Genomic DNA, 19,910 nt, shown 5'->3' with positions numbered 1-19,910 from the left:
GGGCCACCAGACCCGACCAGCACTACCCTGACAACCGCGTCCTCATCGAGGCCGGAACCAACTAACCGAGCCTCCACCAAACCCGGGGCGATTCATCCTTCGGGAAGCCGGTAAAGGCCAGGATGTCTCCGCGGGCCTCGTCGAGGTGGGCGTGGACGTCGGGCAGCTGGGTCGCCACGGCATCGAGGAGCTTGTCGAACTGGGCGTGGACGTCCTTCGCGGCGGGCTGGTCGTAGACCGAGTGCAGCATGGCCTTCACGGCCGGCCAGGACGCCTTGGGGCACTTGGCCATCAGGTTCGCCGAGTAGTGAGTGCGGCACCGCTGCCACGACGCCCCGGGCAGGCACGCCCCGATGGCCTCGACCAGGCCCTGGTGGGCGTCTGAGGTCACGAGCCTGACCCCGCTCAGGCCACGGGCGACGAGATCGCGGAAGAACCCCAGCCAGCCCGCGCCGGACTCGGCGGTGGCGACCTGGACCCCGAGGACCTCGCGGTGGCCGTCGGCGTTGACGCCGGTGGCGACCATGACCGCGACCTTGACCACCCGGCCCCCTTCACGCACCCGCATCGTCAGGGCGTCCGCGGCGACGAAGGTGTAGGGGCCGGCATCCAGCGGCCGGGTGCGGAAGTCCTCGACCTGGGCGTCGAGGTCCTTGGCCATCACCGAGACCTGAGACCTCGACAGGCCCGTGATCCCCAGCGTCTGGACGAGCTTGTCCATCCGCCGCGTGCTCACGCCCAGGAGGTAGCAGGTCGCGATCACCGAGGTCAGGGCCGCCTCGGCGCGGCGGCGCCGCTGCAGGAGCCACTCGGGGAAGTACGTGCCCGAACGCAGCTTCGGGATCGCGACGTCGATGGTGCCCGCACGGGTGTCGAAGTCGCGGTGGCGGTAGCCGTTGCGCCGGTTGACCCGCTCGTCGGAGACCTCGCCCCAACCCGCGCCGCACACGGCATCGGCGTCGGCGGAGAGCAGGGTATTGATGAACGTGGTCAGCATCTGCCGCAGCAGATCCGGCGACGCCTGCGTCAGGTGTTCGTGCAGGAACTGGGCAGGGTCGATACTTGAAGGAGCGGTCATCGCGGTTGGTCCTTTTCGAGAGTGCTTTGGAAGGTTCACTCGAAGGATCACGCGGTGACCGCCCTCGTCTACGACGACACGCTCACCGAGCTACCGGTACACCACTCTGCAGGACTCAACTGTCTCTTGCCTCGCTGGCGGCGAGGTCGGCGGTCGTGCTTGCCGTCTGCCTGGCCTCGAGCCAGGCACGGATGTCGGCTTCCTCGAACATCAAGTGCTTGCCGATCTTGTACGCCCTCGGCGCCGTGCCGGCTCGTCGCCAGGCGTGGACGGTGCGTGTGGAGGTGTGCAAGCTTGGCGCACAGCTCGTCGAGCGTCCACAAGGGTGTCCGGGCGAGCGGCTCTGGGGTCTCGATGTGCTCGGTCATGCCCGTTAGGTGTGCGTGGCACACCGGCCGAACATGCCCAACCGCACGCCCTGGTTGCGGATCATTCCGTGGCACAAAGCGTGGCATTCGCAGGTCACCGTCCTTCATGTCGGCGTCCTGGCTGGAATGTAGAAAGCCGCTGACCTGCACTTTCGTGCGGTTCAGCGGCCTTCACCGGGTGGAGCTAGGGGGATTCGAACCCCCGACCTTCTCGCGGCAGTCCAGCCGCTGCTCCGCCCAGCCGAGGCGGCTTGGAGTCTAATGTACGAAGGGCCGGAAACTACGGAATCTCGCGGTTTCCACCCCTCCGGCCCAAGTCTCCCAGAGCTGTCGAAGGCGACGCAACGTGACCATTAGAGCCCATTGGAACCGTGGCATAACCGTGGCACGAGAACCATTCCGTGGCACAACGGTGGCACGAACTCGTCCACCGTGAGAACTCGCCCGAATCTCGCCGTCGGAAGGTCGGATACCGCACCACGGCTCACACTCCTAGCGACCCCTTGGTCGGTAGCGACCCTTGGCCGGTAGAACTCTGACGGCAGTCTTGACTTTTTATGCCGCGGTTGGCAGGCGGGGTGGTCGGCGTAATTGGCGATGTGGTTCCTGTTGAGATGGACCCGGTGCAGGCACACCACCTCCAGCGCGACGTGACCATCGAGCAGATCGTTGACCGTCACGAAAGAAGCCCATGACAACAAGCCTGAGCGCACCGTCCCCGCCAGGCCAGCCCCACCGCTCGGCGGTCAGAGGCGAAGCCTCACTGGTACGCCGCACGCTCAGCGAACAGGTCGACAAGGTAGCGGCCGTAGCGGTGGCGGTTCGGCTCCCGGCTTTGGGCTCTCTAACGACTTTTCTGAGAGCGAACGGGCATGTTGGAAGACGAAGACCACCGGGCCCGCGATCTGCTCCAAGGATGGTGCTCGGTGTCGATCTCGCTCGGGTGCGGGACGGAGCTAGGAGTGGATGAGCGGTGCGAGCTCCACTGGCGGCTGGTGGTTGTTCGACGAGCTGAGCTGGCCGTCAGATAGTTGCCGGCGGTCGTCGATCATCTCCATTCCGTGATCCAGGTGCGTGAGGACGATGACGTTTCGTCGCCTGCCCGCGGTGTCGGTAAGTAGTGTGCGCATCAGTGTCTCCGCAGTGTCCTTGTCCAAGCCTTCGGTGGGTTCGTCCAGCACAAGAACATCGGGGTCGCGCAGCAGCGCCCGGGCGATGGTGAGGCGCTTTCGTTCGCCGCCGGACATCACTCGTCCACCGGAGTCCAGCCAGGTGTCCAAGCCGTGTCCCAGGGTGGTGAACCAGTCCCGTAGCTGTGCCTGGTCGAGCACGGCCAGCAGCGCGTTGTCGGTGGCGCGTGGCTGTGCCAGGCGAAGGTTCTCCCGAAGGGTGGTGGCAAAGATGTGGCCGTACTGCCCGGCCAGTGCCACCCGGTCACGCACCACCTGGCCAGCGAGCTGTGTGGTGTGCAGGCCGCTGAGCGTGATCGTGCCCGCGACCGGGTCCAGCACCCGGAGCAGGAGGGCCGCCAGGGTCGACTTGCCTGCGCCTGACTTGCCGTGGATGAGTACTGCCTTGCCCGGTTCGAGGTGCAGGTCCAAGTTGCGTAATGCGGGCTTTGCCGGGTCCCAGCCGGCGCGCACCGCCCGCAGCTCGACTTCTAAAGGCCCTGCGAGGGTCCACGTGTAGGCGTTGTCGGGGTCCGTGGCAGCTGGCGGAATCGAGCGTAGGGCGGTCAGCCGGTCCTGGGCCCACCGGCCCAGGACGATCGCCCGGACGGCGGGCAGGACGGCCAACGCCGCCTCGCCCAGGGCGAGAGTTCCCAGGATGAGCACGCCGACGACCTCGGTGCTGATCTGCCCGTCTCGCCAGGCCGCGGCGGCCACCCCGGCCATGGCGAGGATGGTGGCCCCGAGCCCGACTTGGGCGAGGGCCGCGGATAGGCCCTGGGCGCGTGCCACGCGCTGTTCGGCCGCGTCCAACTGTGCGGCGCGGATGCTCACAGCCGCACGGAGGTGGGATCCGCGCTGCCCGTTGAGCTCCTCAGCGCCTTCGAGTACTTGGACCACGGTCTCCAGGAGGTCCGAGCGGGCCTGGACGCGCCGGCTCTCCCTGCGGTGGGCCGTCCGGGCCTCGACCAGTGGCGCCAGCACGGCACTGACCAGCAGGCCACCGGCCAGAGGCAGAACCGCCTGCGGCAGCAGCCAGTACGTCGCCAGGACGATGACGAGGAGGGCCGTGCCTGCCGCGGCCAGCGGTAGACGACCGCGGATCAGCCCCGATAGCCGCAGGTCGACGTCATCGACCACCCGGCTCAGCAGTGACCCTCGCCGTGGCGTCAGGGTGCCGGGCACGCGGGGAATCAGATCTGCCACGACCCCCGAGCGCCACTGGGCCAGTTGGCTCAGACCGGTGTCGTGCGCGGTGAGCCGTTCCAGGTAGCGCAGCAGTGGCCGGGCGATCGCGCAAGCTCGTACCGCTACCGCGGCCAACGACAGCGTCAGGATCGGCGGTTGGTCGGCCGCCCGGATGATCATCCAGCTGGCAGCCGCGGTCAGGGCCACCCCGGCCAGCAGCGAACCGGCGCCCAGGGCTACTGAGATGATGTACCGGACCTGGGCTGAGCGGCGAGACCACCAGCCCCGGATGCTTTGGGTCAGCGGCGACAGGCCGCCGACCTGGGGCTCGACGGGCGCACCGACCATCTCGCCGTGATGAGCGGCTGAGTTCTCAACGGCGGGTGCGGGGCGCTGCAGGTCGATGACCCGCGACGCTGCGTGGACCAGCGCCGCTCGGTGCGCCGCAGCCAGGATCGTGCCACCGCGCTGGGCCAGCTGACCGAGTTCGTGGACGACGATGCGCTCGGCCACCGGGTCCAGGTGCGCGGTCGGCTCATCCAGCAGAAGGATGACGTCGCGCTGGTGGGCCAGGTGCTCCTTGCCCACCCGCAGCGCCCGCGCCAGAGCGATGCGCTGATGCTGACCGGCCGACAGCCCCTGACCATCGTCTCCCAACGGTGTGCTCAACCCCTGGGACAGGTCCTCAGCCCGGAGCCCAACAACTCCCAATGCCTCGATGAGGTCATGGTCGGGGACCACCTCGCCCGGCTCTCGCCGCAATGCCTCGGCCACGGTGCGCGCCTGGGGCAAGGTGGGCCGTTGCGGGAGGTACTCCACGGCCGGCTCACCACCCATGCCGGTCACCACGCGGACCTGCCCGCTCTGGCTGTCCTGGGCTCCGGCCAGGACCCGCAACAAGGTGGACTTGCCCCCGCCGGAGGGCCCGGTCACCGCGAGCAGCTCACCGCGGCGCAGGTCCAGCTCAGGCAGCTCCAGGGCCCTTGCCCGGCGGCCGGGGTAGTGGACCGCCAGGCCCCTGGCGCTCAGCAGGACCGGGGCCGGGTGCCCGGCCGGCTGGCCATGCTGATCCGGACTCAGGGGAGGCTCAGCGCGGTGACCGGCCATTGATCGGGGGTATGGAGCGCCCGGTAAGTCCTTGCCGAAGAGCTGCTCGAGCTGGTCAGCCACCGCGCTGGCTTGGGCGCTGTCGTGGAACTGGGCTCCTGCCTCGCGCAGTGGCCGGTAGGCCTCGGGGGTGAGCAGGATGACGGCCAGGGCCGGCCATAGGCCCATCTCGCCCTGGGCCAGACGTACACCGGCCTCTACTGCGACCAGACCCACGGAGATGGTGGCGATCAGGTCCAGTGCGGTGGAGGACAAGAAGGCGACTGCGAGGACTTTCATGGTGGCGCCCCGGTGTTGCTCGGTGACCTCCTGCACGGCGCCGACCTGCCGCTCGGCTCGGTTGACCAGTTTCAGGGTGGGGAGGCCTCGAACGACGTCCAAGAAGTACCCGGCCAACCGCCCGCCCGCCTCGTACTGTCGCTGAGCCTGCTGCTGGGTGGCCCACCCGAGGAGTGCGGCGAAGGTCGGCACGAGTGGCAGGGTGAGCAGGACGACGAGCGCCGAGGGCACATCGATGAGGGTCATTGCGGCTAGTACGCCGGCAGGCAGTACGGCGGCCACCACCACCGAGGGCAGGTACCCGGAGAACCAGGACCGCAACGGATCCAGGCCGGTGGACAGTACGGTGCCGATATCGAGGGGGTGGGGCCCTGCGCCAGCGCTGGCCAGCCAGGCTGGGCCGTGCTGTTCGATCCGGTCCAGGCCGCGGGTGCGCACCGCGCTGATGACCCGGGAGGACGCGACGTGTGCCACGAGTGGTTGCAGCCAGTCGATCAGTGCCCGCACGGCCAAGCAGGCCCCCAGTGGCGCGAGCGCGGGCACCATCGCCTCGGCCCCTGCGGTCAGTACCTGTATCACGAGGTGGGCAGCAGCCAGTGCCGTGGCGACAGGGACCGCAGCGGACAGTAAGGAAAGTACCGTCAGGACACTGATCGGGCCGGCGGCGGGGCGCGAGAGCCGAAGCAACCTCGCATCGACCGGGCCGCGGCTCAAGTCGCCGCCCGCTCGCTGGTCACACGTCGCCGGAAGACCCAGTAGGCGAAGGCTTGATAGGCGAGCACTCCGGGCAGGATGACCACACCCGCGACCGTGATGGTGCTCAGCGCCGTGTCGCTGGCCGCGGCTCCCTGCAGGGTCAGTGACCATGCGGGGTCCAACGTGCTGGGCAGGAGCACCGGCACGGAAGCAGCGAAGGCGACCACCACCACGGTCGCGACCAGCACGCTACAGATACCAAAGGCCCAGCCCTCACGGCGGTACCGGGCGGCAAGTGTGACCAGGACAAGCAGCGCGACCGCCGCGGCGGCCGGCAACCAGCCGACCGTACCGGTCAGTCCTCCGAGCACCACCAGCGCGGCCAGCACTGCTGCCAGCGGGGGCACGAGCGCCCGGGCTCGCTCACGGACCGGTCCAGTGGTGCGCAGCGCCAAGTAGGCCCCACCCAGCAGGCAGGCAACCACCACCCCGGCACCAGCTCCCAGCAGTGCCCCGGGCTGGGCCAGTACCCCCAAGGTGCGGGCCAGGGCACCGGCAGCGTCGGCGACCACTTCACCATCCGGCCCGATCGCCAGTCCGCCGGGCAGTACGCCGAGCACGGCCCCGAAGGCGGCCGCGGACAGCAGCGAGCAGGTGGCCAGGGCCTGGTCGCACCGGCGGCGCCATGCGGCGTCGTCCTTCTTGCCCCGGAACTCCAGGGCGACCCCGCGGCCGGCCAGGGCCAGCAGGATGATGACCATCGGCAAGTACAAGCCCGACAGCAACGCCGCATACCAGTTGGGGAAGGCGGCAAAGGTCGCCCCGATGGCCGCGACCAGCCAGACCTCGTTGCCGTCCCAGACCGGGCCGATGGTGGCCAGGGCGGCGCCGCGCTGGTGGGTGTCCCGGCCCAGGGCTGGGGCGAGTATCCCGACACCGAAGTCGAAGCCCTCCAGCACGAAGAACAGCACCCAACACAGCACGATCAGCGCGAACCACAGCGTGGGCAGATCCATCGTCTTCCTCTCCGGGCAATCAGTAGCTGGGCGCCGGCGGCGCGGTGCGGTCAGGCCGCGGTATGCGCGCGTCGTGTACCTCCGCTGGTCCCGGCTGTGCGGCACCGTCGTCAGATTGGTCATGTGGTGCGGACAGGTCCAGGCGAGCCAGGTGGCCCACCAGGCGCACCCAGACCACTGCGAGCACTGCGTACACCGCGGTGAACCCGGTCAAGGACAGGAGTGCCTCGGTGGACGTCAGGCCTGGGGAGACGCCGTCCTCGGTGCGGAACAGACCAAAGACCAACCAGGGCTGACGGGCGGTCTCGGTGAAGATCCAGCCCAACGTGTTCGCGGCCATCGGCATCACTGGAACCAGTGGCAGCAAGCGCAGGGTCCAGCGCCCCAGGGATGAGGAGGAGTCGAGTTCGCGTTGGCGCCGGGTCTTGAGCAGGACGACCAGGGCGATCGCCGTGGCCAGCATCCCGAACCCGATCATCAGGCGGAAGGTCCAGTAGGCGACGGGGATCCACGGTATGTAGTCGCCGGGGCCGTACAGCTCGGCGTACTGACTTTGCAGCTCGGCAAGGCCCTGTACCGGTGCGTTGGGGTCGCCGACCGCGAGGACGGACAGCAGGTAGGGGATGTCGATGGAGAAGAACGGTTCAGGCGAGCCTGGGGAGCCGAGGGCGAATATCGAGAACGGTGCGCCGGTCTGGGTGGTGTACAGCGCCTCGGCGGCAGCCATCTTCATCGGCTGCACGCTGGTGATGACCTTCCCCAGCACATCTCCGGTCACCGCCACCGCAGCGCCGCCGATCAGGGTGATCCACGCCCCCAGCCGTGCCAGCAGCCGCCACGCGTCGCGATCGCGATGTGCCGGCGTAGCGCTGTGGCCCCAGGCCCGCCAGGCCCCGATGGCCAGCAGCAACGCCCCTCCGACCATCGCCGCGCCGGCCATCGTGTGGGGGAAGGCCGCGAGATTCACCTCATTGAGCAGCAGGTCACGGAAGCTGCTCAACTCGGCACGCCCGGTCTCGGGGTCGACTGTGTAGGCCACCGGGTTCTGCATGAACGAGTTGGCCGCCAGGATGACGAACGCGGAGATGGTGGTGCCCACCGCCACGATCCAGATGGTGGCCAGGTGCACCTTCTGGGGCAGGCGATCCCAGCCGAAGAACCACAGCCCGAGGAAGGTCGCCTCCAGGAAGAAGGCAAGCATTCCCTCGATGGCCAGCGTCGGTCCGAACACATCGCCGTAGAACCGCGCAAACGCGCTCCAGGACAAGCCGAACTGGAACTCCTGGACCAGTCCGGTCACCACGCCGACGGCGAAGGTGACCATCAGCAGCTTGCCGACCAGCATCGTCAGATCGCGGTAGGCCTGCTTGCCGGTAAGCAACCAGGCGGTCTGTAAACCTGCCGTGGCGGCCGCCAGGGCGATAGAGAGCGGGACGAAGAAGTAGTGGTAGACGGTCACCACCGCGAACTGCAGCCGTGAGATGTCCACCGTGCCGATATCCACGACGCGCCTCCTGTACGAGGGACCAATGTCCTACATGGCGTAGTAGACACTACACGTCGTAGTACTGAGGTTGTCGTAGAGCTGCGTTACTCTGCTCACATGGCGATGGGCGAGTTGGAGAAGGCCGTGATGGCCGCACTGTGGGGCGCTGACACGCCGCGGACAGTGCGGGAAGTGCACACCAGCCTGGGTCCGGAAAGATCATTGGCGTACACGACCGTGATGACGGTCCTCGGGCGCCTGGCCAAGAAGGGCGTGGTGCACCAGGAACGGCACGGGCGCGCCTACCGGTACTCACCGGTGCGTAACCGCGAAGAGATGACCGCTGAACTCATGCTGGACGCCCTGCGGACGGGCAGCGACCTGGGGAACCGCGAGGCCGCGCTGCAGCACTTCGTCGGGCAGGTGAGCCCTCGAGAGGCTGCGGCCATCCGCGCCGCGCTCTCCCGCACGCCCACCGACCCGGCCACCTGACCGGTACGGCCGTGGCCGGGTTGCTGCTCGCCCTACTGGCTATCGTCCTGTCGGGACCGGTACCAATCGCACTGTCCCGCAGCAGGTGGCCACATCGCGTTCCACGGGCCGCACTGGTGCTATGGCAAGCGGTCGCCCTGGCCGCCGTCCTCGCAGCGATCGGCAGCGTGCTCGCCACACCCGAGGAAGTGCTGCGCCACCTCACTGGCCACGCCGAGATCGCATGGCGGGCCGAGGTCATGGTCGCGGCCGCCATCGCTTTCTTGCTGGCTGCCACCATCGTCGTGAGGTTGGGCATAGTCGTCATCAGACTCGGCCTGAACACTCGGAGCAGGCGCCAGCGCCAGCGTGACATGCTCGACCTGCTCGAGACGGCCAGCCCGGCTGATCTGCAACTCCACGTACTCTCCGGAGACGTGCCGCTGGCCTACTGCGTGCCCGGCCGGACGCCGCGGGTTGTGCTCAGCGCCGGCACCCTGAAGCTGCTCTCGCCGGACCAGACCGCTGCCGTGGTCGCCCACGAGCGCGCGCACCTGCGGGCCCGGCACGACCTCGTGCTCGAGGCATTCACCGCCTTGCACGTGGCCTTCCCCAGGTTTGTCCGAAGCAGGGCCGCCCTCGACGCCGTCAACCAGCTGTTGGAGATGCTCGCGGATGACGACGCCGCTCGACGAGTTGGCGCGGCGCGGCTGCACCAGGCGCTCGACAAGCTCTCGTACACCGCGAACCCTGCGGAAGTGACGGCGCGCCGCCGACGACTGGACGATCCCTCAGACACAGAAACAGAACGGATCTCTGCTCGTCTCTTGAGCGTTCTCACCTACGGCGCGTCAGTCGCGATCCTCGCCACACCGACGATCACGGTGGTCACGCCATGGTTGACCAGCGCGCTGACGGCTGCTGGCTTCTGACGCGCTGATCGCTACCTCTGCAGGCACCCGATCACAGCCGCCGCCGGGCCGATACATCAATCGATCGCTGTGGTGTGCGATCGCGAGGCCCGTGTCGAGCCGATGCGTCGATACTGACGCGGCGCGCTCGTCACGCCCGCCCCGCTTCTGGGCACCTGTGGCCGGAGGGCGCATGAGAGCGTGTCACCGCAGCAGCATGAGGGCGATCATGACGAGGTAGCCGGCGACGACGACGCCCATCCCAAGCAACGACAGCCGAAAACCAAGGCTCGAGCGAGGGCGCTTGCTCTTCTTCTCCGGCATCTGATGTTCTCCGATCCGCGCGGTCGCCTTCATCGTTGCACCACCACCGCGTGGTGTTGCTGGTCCACCACACGTCAGTTGTCACCAGGTCACGTCCTGGCAGCCACGGTGCTCGCCTGGCCGACCTAGGGTGTGGTGCGCACGATGCCGTCAAGGTTCCCGCAGCGCGTTCCGTGCACCGTCGAGTACCGTTGGTGATCGGCACCGGCCGTGGCGACAAGGTGAGCGGTGGCGAGGCTCATCCCGGAGGTGAGGGTCCCCAGGTGCAAGTCGTGGACCTGCGCGACGCCGTCGGCGTCGTCCAGGCTGGCGGCCACGCCTCCCGGTTCGATCCCGGCCGGGGGCGTGCCGGCCCTGTACCGCCTGCCCGCGGAAGGAGCCGATGGGCCAGCGGCAGAGCGACGGGGCGGCCTCACCGGCAGGGGCCCGACGAGAACTCGTCGGCCGCCGATGTGGAGGCGGCAGCGGCCCCGCTGCGCCTCACAACGGTAGCCATCGGTTCGGTCACGGAGTGCCGGTGCGTCCCTCAGCCGTGGCGCAGGACCGCCAGTACCAACCCGACCGGGATGCTCGCCGCCAGCAGGGAAAGGAGCATTCTGTACCCGACGAGCTGCCAACGATGCGCATGCGTGCGGCGGACACCCGAGAGAAACAGCAGGAGCGCCACGAGGAGAATCACCCCGCCCGCCATGACGAGCGGGACCGTATCGATCACGGTGCCGAGGAGCACCGCGGTGTTGGCGACGTTGTACAGGAGGAGCTCCCACCCGCGACGCCTGCCGGATGGGACAACGGCGGCGAGCACAGCTTGTCCAACGCCCAGTGCGACCTGGCCCACACCAGCGACCAGGACCAGATAAGCTGCGGCCCACGAACCATCGGCGAGGCTTGCGGGGCCGGTGACCGCAGCGACAAGCCCGCCGGCGATGACGGCCATCGACCCGACGAGCACGAAAGTTCTCATGGCCCTCCATCTGGACGGGGCGATCACCTCACCTGCCGCGGCATCGATGCGCAATTCACCGCTCATCTCCCATTCCTTTCGTCTGCATGAAACGGTTGGTGCCGACTCCTCTCGCACCCCCGGGCGGAACCGGCAGTCGCCGCCGCCGGTGGTCACTCCGAGTGGCCCGTGCCGCCACGCTCGCCACCCCGGCAACCTATGGTTCGAGGCAACCGCCCTGTTCTCGCAACCCCGCCCGTCCCGCTACTCGGTCACCGTGAAGAAGCCGTGGGCGCCGCGCTCGGCGTCGACCATGGCGTGGTTGACGAAGGGGTAGTTGCCGGCCTCCGGGAAGGACAGCTCGACGAACCCGCCCTGCCCGGCAACCAGGGGCAGTACCTGGGCGCCACCGGTCGGGTCGCCGCCGGCGTCGTCCGGCCCGCCGAGGACGTAAGCCCCCTCGGTGTAGACGGTATCGAACTGGCCGCCGATCACATGGAAGGCGCCGTCGCGGGAGGGGCCTGCGTCGAGCAGCCACACCCGTACCGTCTCCCCCACCCGCGCGGGCAGGCGGTCGTGGTCGTACTGATTGGCGTAGCCGTTGAAGACCACCAGGTCGGGATCCTCGGCGGCGATCTTCGCAGCGTCGGCAGGGCCGCCCACCTCGCCGAGGTACACCTCGGACTGGACGAGCACGTACTCCCGGTCCACCTCGGAAAGGTTGGGCGGGTCGATGATGACCGCGCCGAACATGCCGTTGGCGATGTGCATGGACAGCGGCGTGGTCGAGCAGTGGTACATCCAGATGCCGCTACGGGTGGCGGTGAAGCCGAAAGTCAGCGACTCGCCTGCTGGAATCGTCCGCATGGGCCCGTCCGGCGCGAGCGCCCCGGCGTGGAAGTCGATGGAGTGCCCGATCGTGCCGTCGTTGACCAGGGTGATCTCGAAGCGGTCGCCGACCTTGCCCCGCAAGATCGGGCCTGGCGCCGATCCGCCGAAGGTCCACCGCTCCTGCGTCACCCCGGGCGCCACCTCGGCCTCCAGCTCGCCCACCGTGAGGGTCACCTCGTGCACGTTCGTCTCCGGCGCGGGCCGCAGCGTGGCGTCGCGGGCCTCGAAACCCGCCCCCGGAGCGGCCTGCAGGTCCAGCAGTTCGGCCGCCGAGGTCCCGGTCCCGGTCGAGGAGCCGTGGTCCATGTCCGCCATGGCGTCACCGGCGGCGGAGGCAGGCGCCTCACCGGCGTCCCCGGACGCCACGGGCGCGGCGCCGACGGCGACGATGTCCAGTGTCATGCCCATCTGCCGGTGCCCGGCCACCGAGCACCAGCCCGCGAGGTCACGGCCGACCACGCCTACTTCTACCGTGGCGGTGTCCCCTACGCCGAGCCGATCGGTGGTGGCGCCGGTCTCGAGGACGAGGTCGTGCACGTCCTCCCCGGTGTTGGTCAGCTCGATCACCAGCTGGTTGCCGGCCGGCACCTCGATCACCGACGGCGTGAACCGCATGCCCTCGATCTGCACCTGGAGCGTGGTCGTCTCCCCGGTGGCGGCGGCGTCGGCGGACGCCGAGGACGCCCCCAGCCCGGCGGCGGCCGGGTCGCCGGCCACACCGAGGACTACCGCGAGCGCCACGGCGCCGACGCCCCAGGCTCCGCCGAGGCGGCGGCGCACCGGCGGCGGCCCGACGCGCAGCCCGCCGGTGACGAGGTCGTCGTCGCGGCGCAGGGCGCGCCGCCGGGCGAGGCCGGCGCGAGCCAGCAGCACCAGGAAGGTCACCATGACCGCCAGGCCGAGCATGGATGTGGTGACCTGCACCAGGGAGGGCAGCGGCAGGACGAACAGGACCAGGCACAGGTTGAGCGTGACCACCCGGGCGCCGGCGGCACGGTCCATCTCCTCGTTGACGGCGCGGACCACCGACGGCCCGCCGCCGAGCATGACGGGCGCCAGGTAGCTCAGGGCGCCGAGCAGCACCTGCCCGGCGAAGCCGGCCGCGAAGGGAGCCAGGAGGACACCGAGGTCGTCGACGGCGACGGGCCACGTGGGCGCGGTGGCCACGACCACGCCGAGCGCGGCCACGCAGAACGCGAACCACGCCACGGCGGCGGCCGCCGAGAGGGTCGCGAAGGACGTGGGCGCCTTGGTGCGGGCGATGGTGACCATGGGGCGGGCCAGCAGCGCGATGCCGGCCAGGTACACCAGGGCGCCGGCGGCGGCGAGCGGGCGCAGGCCCGCCAGGGCCGCGGCGTCGACCAGGAGCACGCCGGCCACGAGCACCCACAGCGCGTGGCCCGCGGCGAACGGAGCCCCGGGGACCATCTTGGTGCGCAGCATGGTCGGCCAGAGCACCACCAGCGTGCCGAGCACCGTCAGGCCGACGAACCCGAGCAGCATCGTCGCCACGTGCGCGAGGTAGAGCTGGGCCTGGACGGCGGCGTCGGTGGTGGCGCGGGCGAGCAGGACGCCCAGGCCGGCCCCGACGGCGAGGAAGGTCACGGCCAGGACGTAGAACAGGGAGAGCTTGCCGAAGCGGGCCATGATCGCCCCGCGCCGCTGGCGCAGGATCACCCCGCCGTGCACGAGGGCGACCAGGGCCACCAGCGCCGCACCGGCCGTGAGGATGGCATCGTTGCCGGTGATCATGCCGGCGATGACGGCGAGCGCGCCGAGGGTGTGCGCCGCGAGGCGGGCCGCCATGAACGGCTGCCCGCCCGGTGCGGGGCGGCCGAGCAGGGTGTCGGCGAAGTGGCTGGACCAGATGAGGATCGCCGAGGTGATGGCGCCGAGCAGCATGAGGTGGGTCATCAGCCACGTGGACGCCGGCAGCCACCGGTGCAGGACGGCCGCGACGGCGGCGGCCAGCAGCCACGCGACGACGACCGCGTGGGCCCGTACGTGCCAGGTGCGCCGGCTCAGGCCCGGCCGGTCCGGGCGTGCGCCGGTGCCGGGACGGGTTACGCCGTCGGCGCCGTCGCGAGGTGCGAGGCCGTCGGGGCGGGCGGTGCCGTCCGGCGGGGGGCCGACCGGGATCGTCATGACGACGCCTCATGTCTGGGGGTGGGTCTGCGGCCGCAAGCGGTCCGTGCGGGAAGTTCCGCCGGGACGGAGGCGGTGTGGTCGCCGGTGCCGACCGGCTTGAGCTGGTGACGCCGAGCAAGAACGCGAGGCGCTGGGCCACCTGGGCTTCCGAAATCTGTCCACGGTGGTTTACTCACGATATGACCGTACTTATTCAAGTTTACTGACACCGGGACCTTGGTCCTTGTCGCCGAGCAGGTGTTCCCAGGGGCCCGGAGCCTCGCCCTTGCCGTTGGTCGTCATTTCCCGTCGCGCTGGCAAGCGACACTGCGCATGGACGGTTTCTGGATCGGAGATTCCCAATGCCCAAGATGTCCGGAATCGAGACAGCACTTTGCCGTAGTGCTCTCTGGGGCCGTTTTGCCCGCGACGTCGTCCTGCCCTGGGCTCTTCAAGGGCAAGACGTCAACGGCGACGTGCTCGAAGTCGGGGCGGGGAACGGAGAAATGACTGCGGCACTGCTACGCCGGTCTCCCGGCGTTCGTGTGACGCTGACCGACATCGACGAGCGCATGGTCGCTGCAGCTCGTGATCGCCTCCGACGAACCAGCGTGAGCGTGGAGCCGGCAGACGCCAGGGCGCTGCACTTCCACGACGCGTCATTCGACTTCGTACTCAGCTTCCTGATGCTGCACCACGTCGTGAACTGGCAATCCGCCCTCGCAGAGGCGTCTCGCGTCCTCAAGCCGGGCGGCATGCTGATCGGTTACGACCTGACCGCCTCACCGCCAGCCAAGCTGATCCATCTCGTTGACGGATCGCGTCACCAACTCCTGCAGCCTGCGGAGCTCACCACCACCGTCCGAGACATGGGTCTCGATGTCTCCTTGCGGACCGGATGGGCGGGCCAGGTCATGCGATTCCTCGCCTTGAAGAGCTGATCGAGAGCCGGGGTCGGCATAGACCAAGACCGCCGAGCGCAGGCTACGTACGGGCCACGTCTCCAGCCATTGTTTGGATCTCGGTCGCACGGCATGGGTCACCCGACGTGCTGCAAGGTACCGGTGGTTCCCCTCGCCAGAGCAGCCCGCCGGCTCCGTGGGTTCACTCTCACACATCATCCCGAGTCCGTGGCACGACCCCGGCGCTCGTGGTTACCAGGACCAGCGCCGCGGCACCTACGGTGATGAACCTGGCGACCCTTCACCCGCTTGAGGGGGTAGCTGCCCGGGCGGTTTGACCTTCGAGCCGCTCGACGGTCTAGCGTCGAAGCCGTGCCTCTGTCGACGTCTCGTCCGACGCTCTGGGACTGGTGTGCATGACCTCGTTGGTCGCCTGGCTGGAACACCGCCAGATCGCCCTCTACCTCGCCGCTATCGCGGCCGGCGCGGTCGTGGGACTGCTCGCGCCGCCCACTCATCACCTCGAGGGGGCCATCACCCCCGTCCTGGGAGTGCTGCTGTACGCGACGTTCCTCGGGGTTCCCTTTGCGTCGATCGGCAGAGTGTTGCGCGATGGGCGCTTCCTCACCGCAGTGCTCGTGCTCAACTTCGTCGCGGTTCCCGCCGTCGCCTACGCGCTGTCCCGCTTCGTCGCCGACCAGCCGGCGCTGCTGTTCGGGGTCCTGCTGGTGCTGCTGACTCCGTGTATCGACTACGTCATCGTCTTCAGCGGTCTGGCCGGCGGCGCGTCAGAGCGGCTGTTGGCTGCAGCACCGCTGCTGATGCTTGCCCAGATCCTTCTGCTGCCGGTCTACCTGCTGGTGTTCATCGGACCCGACGGTGTCGCGGCCGTAGAGGTTGGTCCGTTCGCGGAGGCGTTCGTGCTGCTGATCGTGCTGCCGCTGAGCGCCGCTGCAGTGACGCAGGCCCTGGCCAAGCGGCACCGGGTAGGCCGCGGGGTGCAGTCGTCCATGCTCGCACTGATGGTGCCGCTGATGATGGCGACCCTGTTCGTCGTGGTCGCCTCGCAGGCCGGCGTCGTCGTGGCCCAGGGTCCGCACCTGCTGGTCCTGGTGCCGATCTACGCCGGATTCCTCCTCGCCATGGCCTTACTCGGGGTGGGAGCCGGCAAACTGTTCGGCCTCGACGTCGCCTCGCAGCGGGCACTGATGTTCAGCGGTGCCACCCGCAACTCGCTGGTGGTGCTGCCCCTGGCGCTGGCTCTGCCGAGCTCGTTGTCGCTGGTGCCCGTCGTCGTCGTGACGCAAACCCTTGTCGAGCTGATCGGCATGGTCATCTACGTGCGCGCCGTCCCGGCACTGGTACCACAGCCCCGCACACAGCACACCATTTCCTGAGCGCCCTTGCGTACAGCCGCGTCACCGACCGACTGCCCGGCCACGTGCGACGCGACACCGTCGGCGCACGACGACTGCGGATGCGCACCCGCTCGCTGGCGCAGCACGAGGCTGATCAGCGTTGCTGCGGCGACGACGAGCGCGAAGCTGAACACCGCGAAAGCCAGAGTCGCAGCGGGGGCCACGAGGCCGCCGCCGGCGATCCCGATCAAGGCGAGGACCGGCGGAGCGCAGCGCGCGGCACACGCGCGATGCCCCACCGACCAGATGCCGGTCGCGGGGCCGTTTGCCGTTGCGCCTCACCTGTTGTGCCTTTGTCAGGACTTGTGAGACGCCGTGCGTTCACCGTGGCTGGTCATACCGAGTCCGCGGCCCTGTCGCTGCCGGTGAGGCTGACCAGGACCAGCGCCACGGCACCTGCAATGATGAATACGTCGGCCAGGTTGAAGGTGGGGAACCAGCCGGTGTGCAGGTAGTCGGTCACCACCCCGTCGGCGGCCCGGTCGAGCAGGTTGGCCACCGCGCCGGCCAGGATCGCGGCCAGCGCCAGCCGCGCGGGCAGCGTCGCGGTGCGGGTAGCCCGCCAGGCGAAGATCGCCATCGCGACGATGATCAGCCCGGTCACGCCGAGCACGACACCGGCGGGCAGGTTAGCGCCGAGGCTGAACGCCACCCCGGAGTTGAAGCCCAGGCGCAGCTGGACGGGCCCCAGCTCCACGGCTTGACCATCGGCCAGTGCCCTGCCTGCCCAGGCCTTCAACCCGAGGTCGAGCGCGGAAAGCAGCGTGATGGTGACGGCCAGGAACGCCCGCGCCCGGGTCACCCGGAGCGTCTTCGTGGGCTCGCGCGTTGTCATGAGGACTCTCCGGCTGTCTTGGTTGCGTCGACCTCGCCCGCCTGGGCGGCCGGCCGGAGGACCTTGGCGTCGCCGACGATGTCGACGAGCCGGACGGTGGCGTTGGTCCTGGACGCGACTGCCGACAGCCCGCGGTGGGTGAGGTGGGTGTGAGAGTGGCTCACGTCTGCTCCTTCGAGGGCTTGCCGAGGTCGTCGGTGGCCTTACAGGCCGAAGGCGCCGCCCTCGACGAGGATGACCACGCCGAGTCCGATAAGGACGAGCGGGAAGAGGACGTGCTCCCAGCGCTCGAGGACCTCCGCGATGGGCCTGCGGGTGGCGACGAACTTCGCCAGCATGACGAGCACGGCGACCAGGGCCAGGAAGACGATCGAGTAGGCGATGATCGCGCCGGTGCCCACGGTGACGAAGACCGGGACGTAGACGCCGATGTTGTCCCCGCCGTTGGCGAAGGTGACACCGGCGACGGTCCACACGCTGATCGCCTTGCCGTCGACCTTCTCGTCGTCGTCATCGTCCCCGCGCCAGGCCTTCCAGGCCGCGTAGAGCCCCAGGGCGAGCGGGATGAGACCGAAGTAGGCGATCGCATCCTCCGGCAGGAAGGTGGCCGCGCCCAGGGAGACTAGCACCGACGCGACGAGGATGGCGCCGAAGCCGAGATACTGACCGGCGATGATCTTCGCCGTGGTGCCGCGCATGCCGGCACCGCGGGCGAAGAACAACGACAGCACGATGATGTCGTCGACGTTGGTGGCCATGAACAGGCCGATCGCCTGCAGGACCGGGGTCAGTAGCTCCATGACTGCCTTTCGGGTGGAAGCGCCCGCGCTGGTGCCGGGAGAGGGGTGCGAGGAACGGGCAACAGAGAGCGGGTCGTGGGCGTGCGGCCACGCCCGAACCGGAGCGGCACGGGCCAACAGGCGGTGCCCGCCGGACCGTGCCGTCAGCTGCCAGCGGTGACAGGCGTCGCGGTGGACGCCCCCGCTGGCGCGGTGATGGTGCGCAGGTCCTTCGAGCGGCCGGCGCGCACGCCGTTGGCGATGACGACGACCTCGGCGAGCTCGTGGACCAGGACCACCGCGGCCAGCCCGAGGACGCCGGCGAACGCCAGCGGGATGAGGACGCCGATCAGGGCCAGGGACAGGCCGACGTTCTGGAGCATGATCCGCCGCGAACGGCGCGCGTGCGCGAGGGCCTGGGGCAGCAGTCGCAGATCGTCGCCCATCAGGGCCACGTCGGCGGTCTCGATCGCCACGTCGCTGCCCATGGCACCCATCGCCACCCCGAGATCGGCGGTGGCCAGCGCGGGGGCGTCGTTGACGCCGTCCCCGACCATCGCCGTGGCGCCCCGGGCGCGCAGCGTCCCGACGAGGCGGGACTTGTCCTCCGGGCGCAGCTCGGCGTGCACGGTGGTGATGCCGGCCTCGGCGGCCAGCGCCTGGGCGGTAGCCGCGTTGTCGCCGGTCAGCATCGTCACGGTGTACCCCTCGCGGCCCAGTCGCGCGACGACCTCGGGGGCCTCGGGCCGGAGCTCGTCGCGCACGGCGATGGCTCCGAGCACCCGGCCGTCGACCTCGAGGACCACCGCGGTGGCGCCGGCCTGCTGCATGCCGGTGACCTCGGCGCCGAGCCCGCCCGGGTCGATCCACCCTGGACGTCCCAGCCGCACACGACGGGCGCCGACGGTGCCGGCCAGCCCGGCGCCGGTGACGGCCTCGACGTCGGCCGCCGTCGGCACGCTCTCCGCCGCGGCGAGGACGGCGCGGGCAAGGGGGTGCTCGCTGCGGGCCTCGAGGCCGGCGGCCAGTGAGAGCACCTCCTCGCGCGAGGCTCCCGCGGCCGTGGCGACCGCCACGACGGCCGGCCGGTTCACGGTCAGAGTCCCGGTCTTGTCCAGGGCGATCGTGCGGATCCGCCCGAGGGTCTCCAGCGCGGCCCCGCCCTTGATCAGCACGCCGAACCGGCTGCCGGCGCCGACCGCGGAGACCACCGAGACCGGGACGGAGATCGCCAGGGCGCACGGGGACGCGGCAACCAGGACGACCAGCGCCCGCTCGATCCACAGCCCGGGGTCGCCCGCGAGGGAGCCGATGACGGCTATCAGGGCTGCGAGGATCATGATGCCGGGTACCAGCGGCTTGGCGACCTTGTCGGCCATGCGCTGGGTCGCACCCTTCCGGGACTGCTCGGCCTCGACGATGTGGACGATCCGCGCCAGGGAGTTGTTCTCCGCGGTCGTGGTGACCTCGACCTCGAGGGCGCCGGTGCCGTTGATCGAGCCGGCGTAGACCTCGGCACCCGGGCCTGCCTCGACAGGCACGGACTCCCCGGTGATGGCCGAGACGTCCAGTGCGGTGTGCCCGGCGAGAACGGTCCCGTCCGTAGCCAGGCGCTCACCTGGCTTGACGAGCATGACGTCGCCGACGAGCAGGTCGTCCGGGGCGACGCCGACCTCGAGGCCGTCGCGGCGCACGGTCGCCCGCTCCGGGACGAGGGAGAGCAGCGCGCGCAGACCCCCACGGGTCTTGGCCAGGGAATACTCCTTGAATCGCCCCGGGTTTGGTGGAGGCTCGGTTAGTTGGTTCCGGCCTCGATGAGGACGCGGTTGTCAGGGTAGTGCTGGTCGGGTCTGGTGGCCCAGAACTCCGTCTCGTACTCGGCCGGCGGGACGTGGCCGAGCTCGCCGTGCAGGCGCCGGTGG

15 protein-coding genes and 2 pseudogenes are annotated in these 19,910 nt (G+C 69.6%); 4 read left to right on the top strand and 13 right to left on the bottom strand.

Going from position 1 to position 19,910, the window contains the following annotated elements; translation table 11 throughout:
* Positions 1 to 76: 76 nt before the first annotated feature.
* The 5 genes and pseudogenes from GD748_RS19285 to GD748_RS19265 all read right to left on the bottom strand — a co-directional run.
* Positions 77 to 1,078, bottom strand: a pseudogene (locus GD748_RS19285) (IS256 family transposase); the annotation flags it as partial.
* A gap of 115 nt (positions 1,079 to 1,193) precedes the next feature.
* Entirely contained in the window at positions 1,194 to 1,370 is a 177-nt protein-coding gene (locus tag GD748_RS19280; RefSeq protein ID WP_152196864.1) for a helix-turn-helix transcriptional regulator, read from the bottom strand.
* A gap of 1,032 nt (positions 1,371 to 2,402) precedes the next feature.
* Complete coding sequence (gene cydC, locus GD748_RS19275) at positions 2,403 to 5,876, bottom strand: thiol reductant ABC exporter subunit CydC (RefSeq protein ID WP_226921680.1); 3,474 nt, start codon at positions 5,874 to 5,876, stop codon at positions 2,403 to 2,405.
* A 23-nt stretch (positions 5,877 to 5,899) separates the two neighbouring features.
* On the bottom strand, positions 5,900 to 6,901 hold the full coding sequence (cydB, locus tag GD748_RS19270; RefSeq protein WP_226921677.1) for a cytochrome d ubiquinol oxidase subunit II: 1,002 nt from the start codon (positions 6,899 to 6,901) through the stop codon (positions 5,900 to 5,902).
* Positions 6,902 to 6,920: 19 nt separating this feature from the next.
* Positions 6,921 to 8,399 carry a cytochrome ubiquinol oxidase subunit I gene (locus GD748_RS19265; protein WP_152196868.1) on the bottom strand — a complete coding sequence of 493 codons (1,479 nt, stop codon included), beginning with the start codon at positions 8,397 to 8,399 and terminating at the stop codon, positions 6,921 to 6,923.
* Between the two features lie 105 nt (positions 8,400 to 8,504).
* On the opposite strand from GD748_RS19265, the gene GD748_RS19260 reads away from it, so the two are divergent.
* Complete coding sequence (locus tag GD748_RS19260; protein ID WP_152196862.1) at positions 8,505 to 8,879, top strand: BlaI/MecI/CopY family transcriptional regulator; 375 nt, start codon at positions 8,505 to 8,507, stop codon at positions 8,877 to 8,879.
* 167 nt (positions 8,880 to 9,046) lie between these two features.
* Positions 9,047 to 9,790 (top strand): M56 family metallopeptidase, encoded by a 744-nt coding sequence (locus GD748_RS19255; RefSeq protein WP_226921674.1) that lies wholly within the window; start codon positions 9,047 to 9,049, stop codon positions 9,788 to 9,790.
* Between the two features lie 183 nt (positions 9,791 to 9,973).
* Here the strand turns inward: GD748_RS19255 and GD748_RS19720 are convergent, their stop codons facing one another.
* The 4 genes from GD748_RS19720 to GD748_RS19240 all read right to left on the bottom strand — a co-directional run bounded on the left by GD748_RS19720 (position 9,974) and on the right by GD748_RS19240 (position 14,072).
* A complete protein-coding gene (locus tag GD748_RS19720; protein WP_193313042.1) occupies positions 9,974 to 10,126 on the bottom strand; it encodes a hypothetical protein in 153 nt (50 codons plus the stop codon).
* Positions 10,127 to 10,218: 92 nt separating this feature from the next.
* Positions 10,219 to 10,410: a hypothetical protein gene (locus tag GD748_RS19715; RefSeq protein ID WP_193313041.1), complete on the bottom strand. Its 192-nt coding sequence runs from the start codon at positions 10,408 to 10,410 to the stop codon at positions 10,219 to 10,221.
* A 209-nt stretch (positions 10,411 to 10,619) separates the two neighbouring features.
* A complete protein-coding gene (locus tag GD748_RS19245; protein WP_226921672.1) occupies positions 10,620 to 11,123 on the bottom strand; it encodes a hypothetical protein in 504 nt (167 codons plus the stop codon).
* A 177-nt stretch (positions 11,124 to 11,300) separates the two neighbouring features.
* Positions 11,301 to 14,072, bottom strand: a complete 2,772-nt coding sequence (locus tag GD748_RS19240; protein WP_226921670.1) for a multicopper oxidase domain-containing protein — start codon at positions 14,070 to 14,072, stop codon at positions 11,301 to 11,303.
* 344 nt (positions 14,073 to 14,416) lie between these two features.
* On the opposite strand from GD748_RS19240, the gene GD748_RS19235 reads away from it, so the two are divergent.
* Both GD748_RS19235 and GD748_RS19230 read left to right on the top strand, forming a co-directional pair.
* Positions 14,417 to 14,995 (top strand): class I SAM-dependent methyltransferase, encoded by a 579-nt coding sequence (locus GD748_RS19235; RefSeq protein WP_152196860.1) that lies wholly within the window; start codon positions 14,417 to 14,419, stop codon positions 14,993 to 14,995.
* 377 nt (positions 14,996 to 15,372) lie between these two features.
* Entirely contained in the window at positions 15,373 to 16,353 is a 981-nt protein-coding gene (locus GD748_RS19230) for an arsenic resistance protein (protein WP_193313040.1), read from the top strand.
* 355 nt (positions 16,354 to 16,708) lie between these two features.
* On the opposite strand, the gene lspA is transcribed toward GD748_RS19230, so the two are convergent.
* The 4 genes and pseudogenes from lspA to GD748_RS19215 form a co-directional block, all read right to left on the bottom strand.
* Positions 16,709 to 17,209 carry a signal peptidase II gene (lspA, locus tag GD748_RS19225; RefSeq protein ID WP_152196859.1) on the bottom strand — a complete coding sequence of 167 codons (501 nt, stop codon included), beginning with the start codon at positions 17,207 to 17,209 and terminating at the stop codon, positions 16,709 to 16,711.
* Positions 17,206 to 17,373 carry a hypothetical protein gene (locus tag GD748_RS19710; RefSeq protein ID WP_193313039.1) on the bottom strand — a complete coding sequence of 56 codons (168 nt, stop codon included), beginning with the start codon at positions 17,371 to 17,373 and terminating at the stop codon, positions 17,206 to 17,208. The genes lspA and GD748_RS19710 overlap by 4 nt, the downstream gene beginning before the upstream one ends.
* 39 nt (positions 17,374 to 17,412) lie before the next feature.
* Positions 17,413 to 18,009: a cadmium resistance transporter gene (locus GD748_RS19220; protein ID WP_152196858.1), complete on the bottom strand. Its 597-nt coding sequence runs from the start codon at positions 18,007 to 18,009 to the stop codon at positions 17,413 to 17,415.
* 143 nt (positions 18,010 to 18,152) lie between these two features.
* Positions 18,153 to 19,754: pseudogene (locus GD748_RS19215) on the bottom strand (heavy metal translocating P-type ATPase); the annotation flags it as partial.
* Positions 19,755 to 19,910: the final 156 nt, after the last annotated feature.

The sequence above is a fragment of the Georgenia subflava genome (assembly GCF_009193155.1).
In the GTDB taxonomy this organism is placed as follows: domain Bacteria; phylum Actinomycetota; class Actinomycetes; order Actinomycetales; family Actinomycetaceae; genus Georgenia; species Georgenia subflava.
This window is presented reverse-complemented; position numbering and strand designations above follow the sequence as displayed.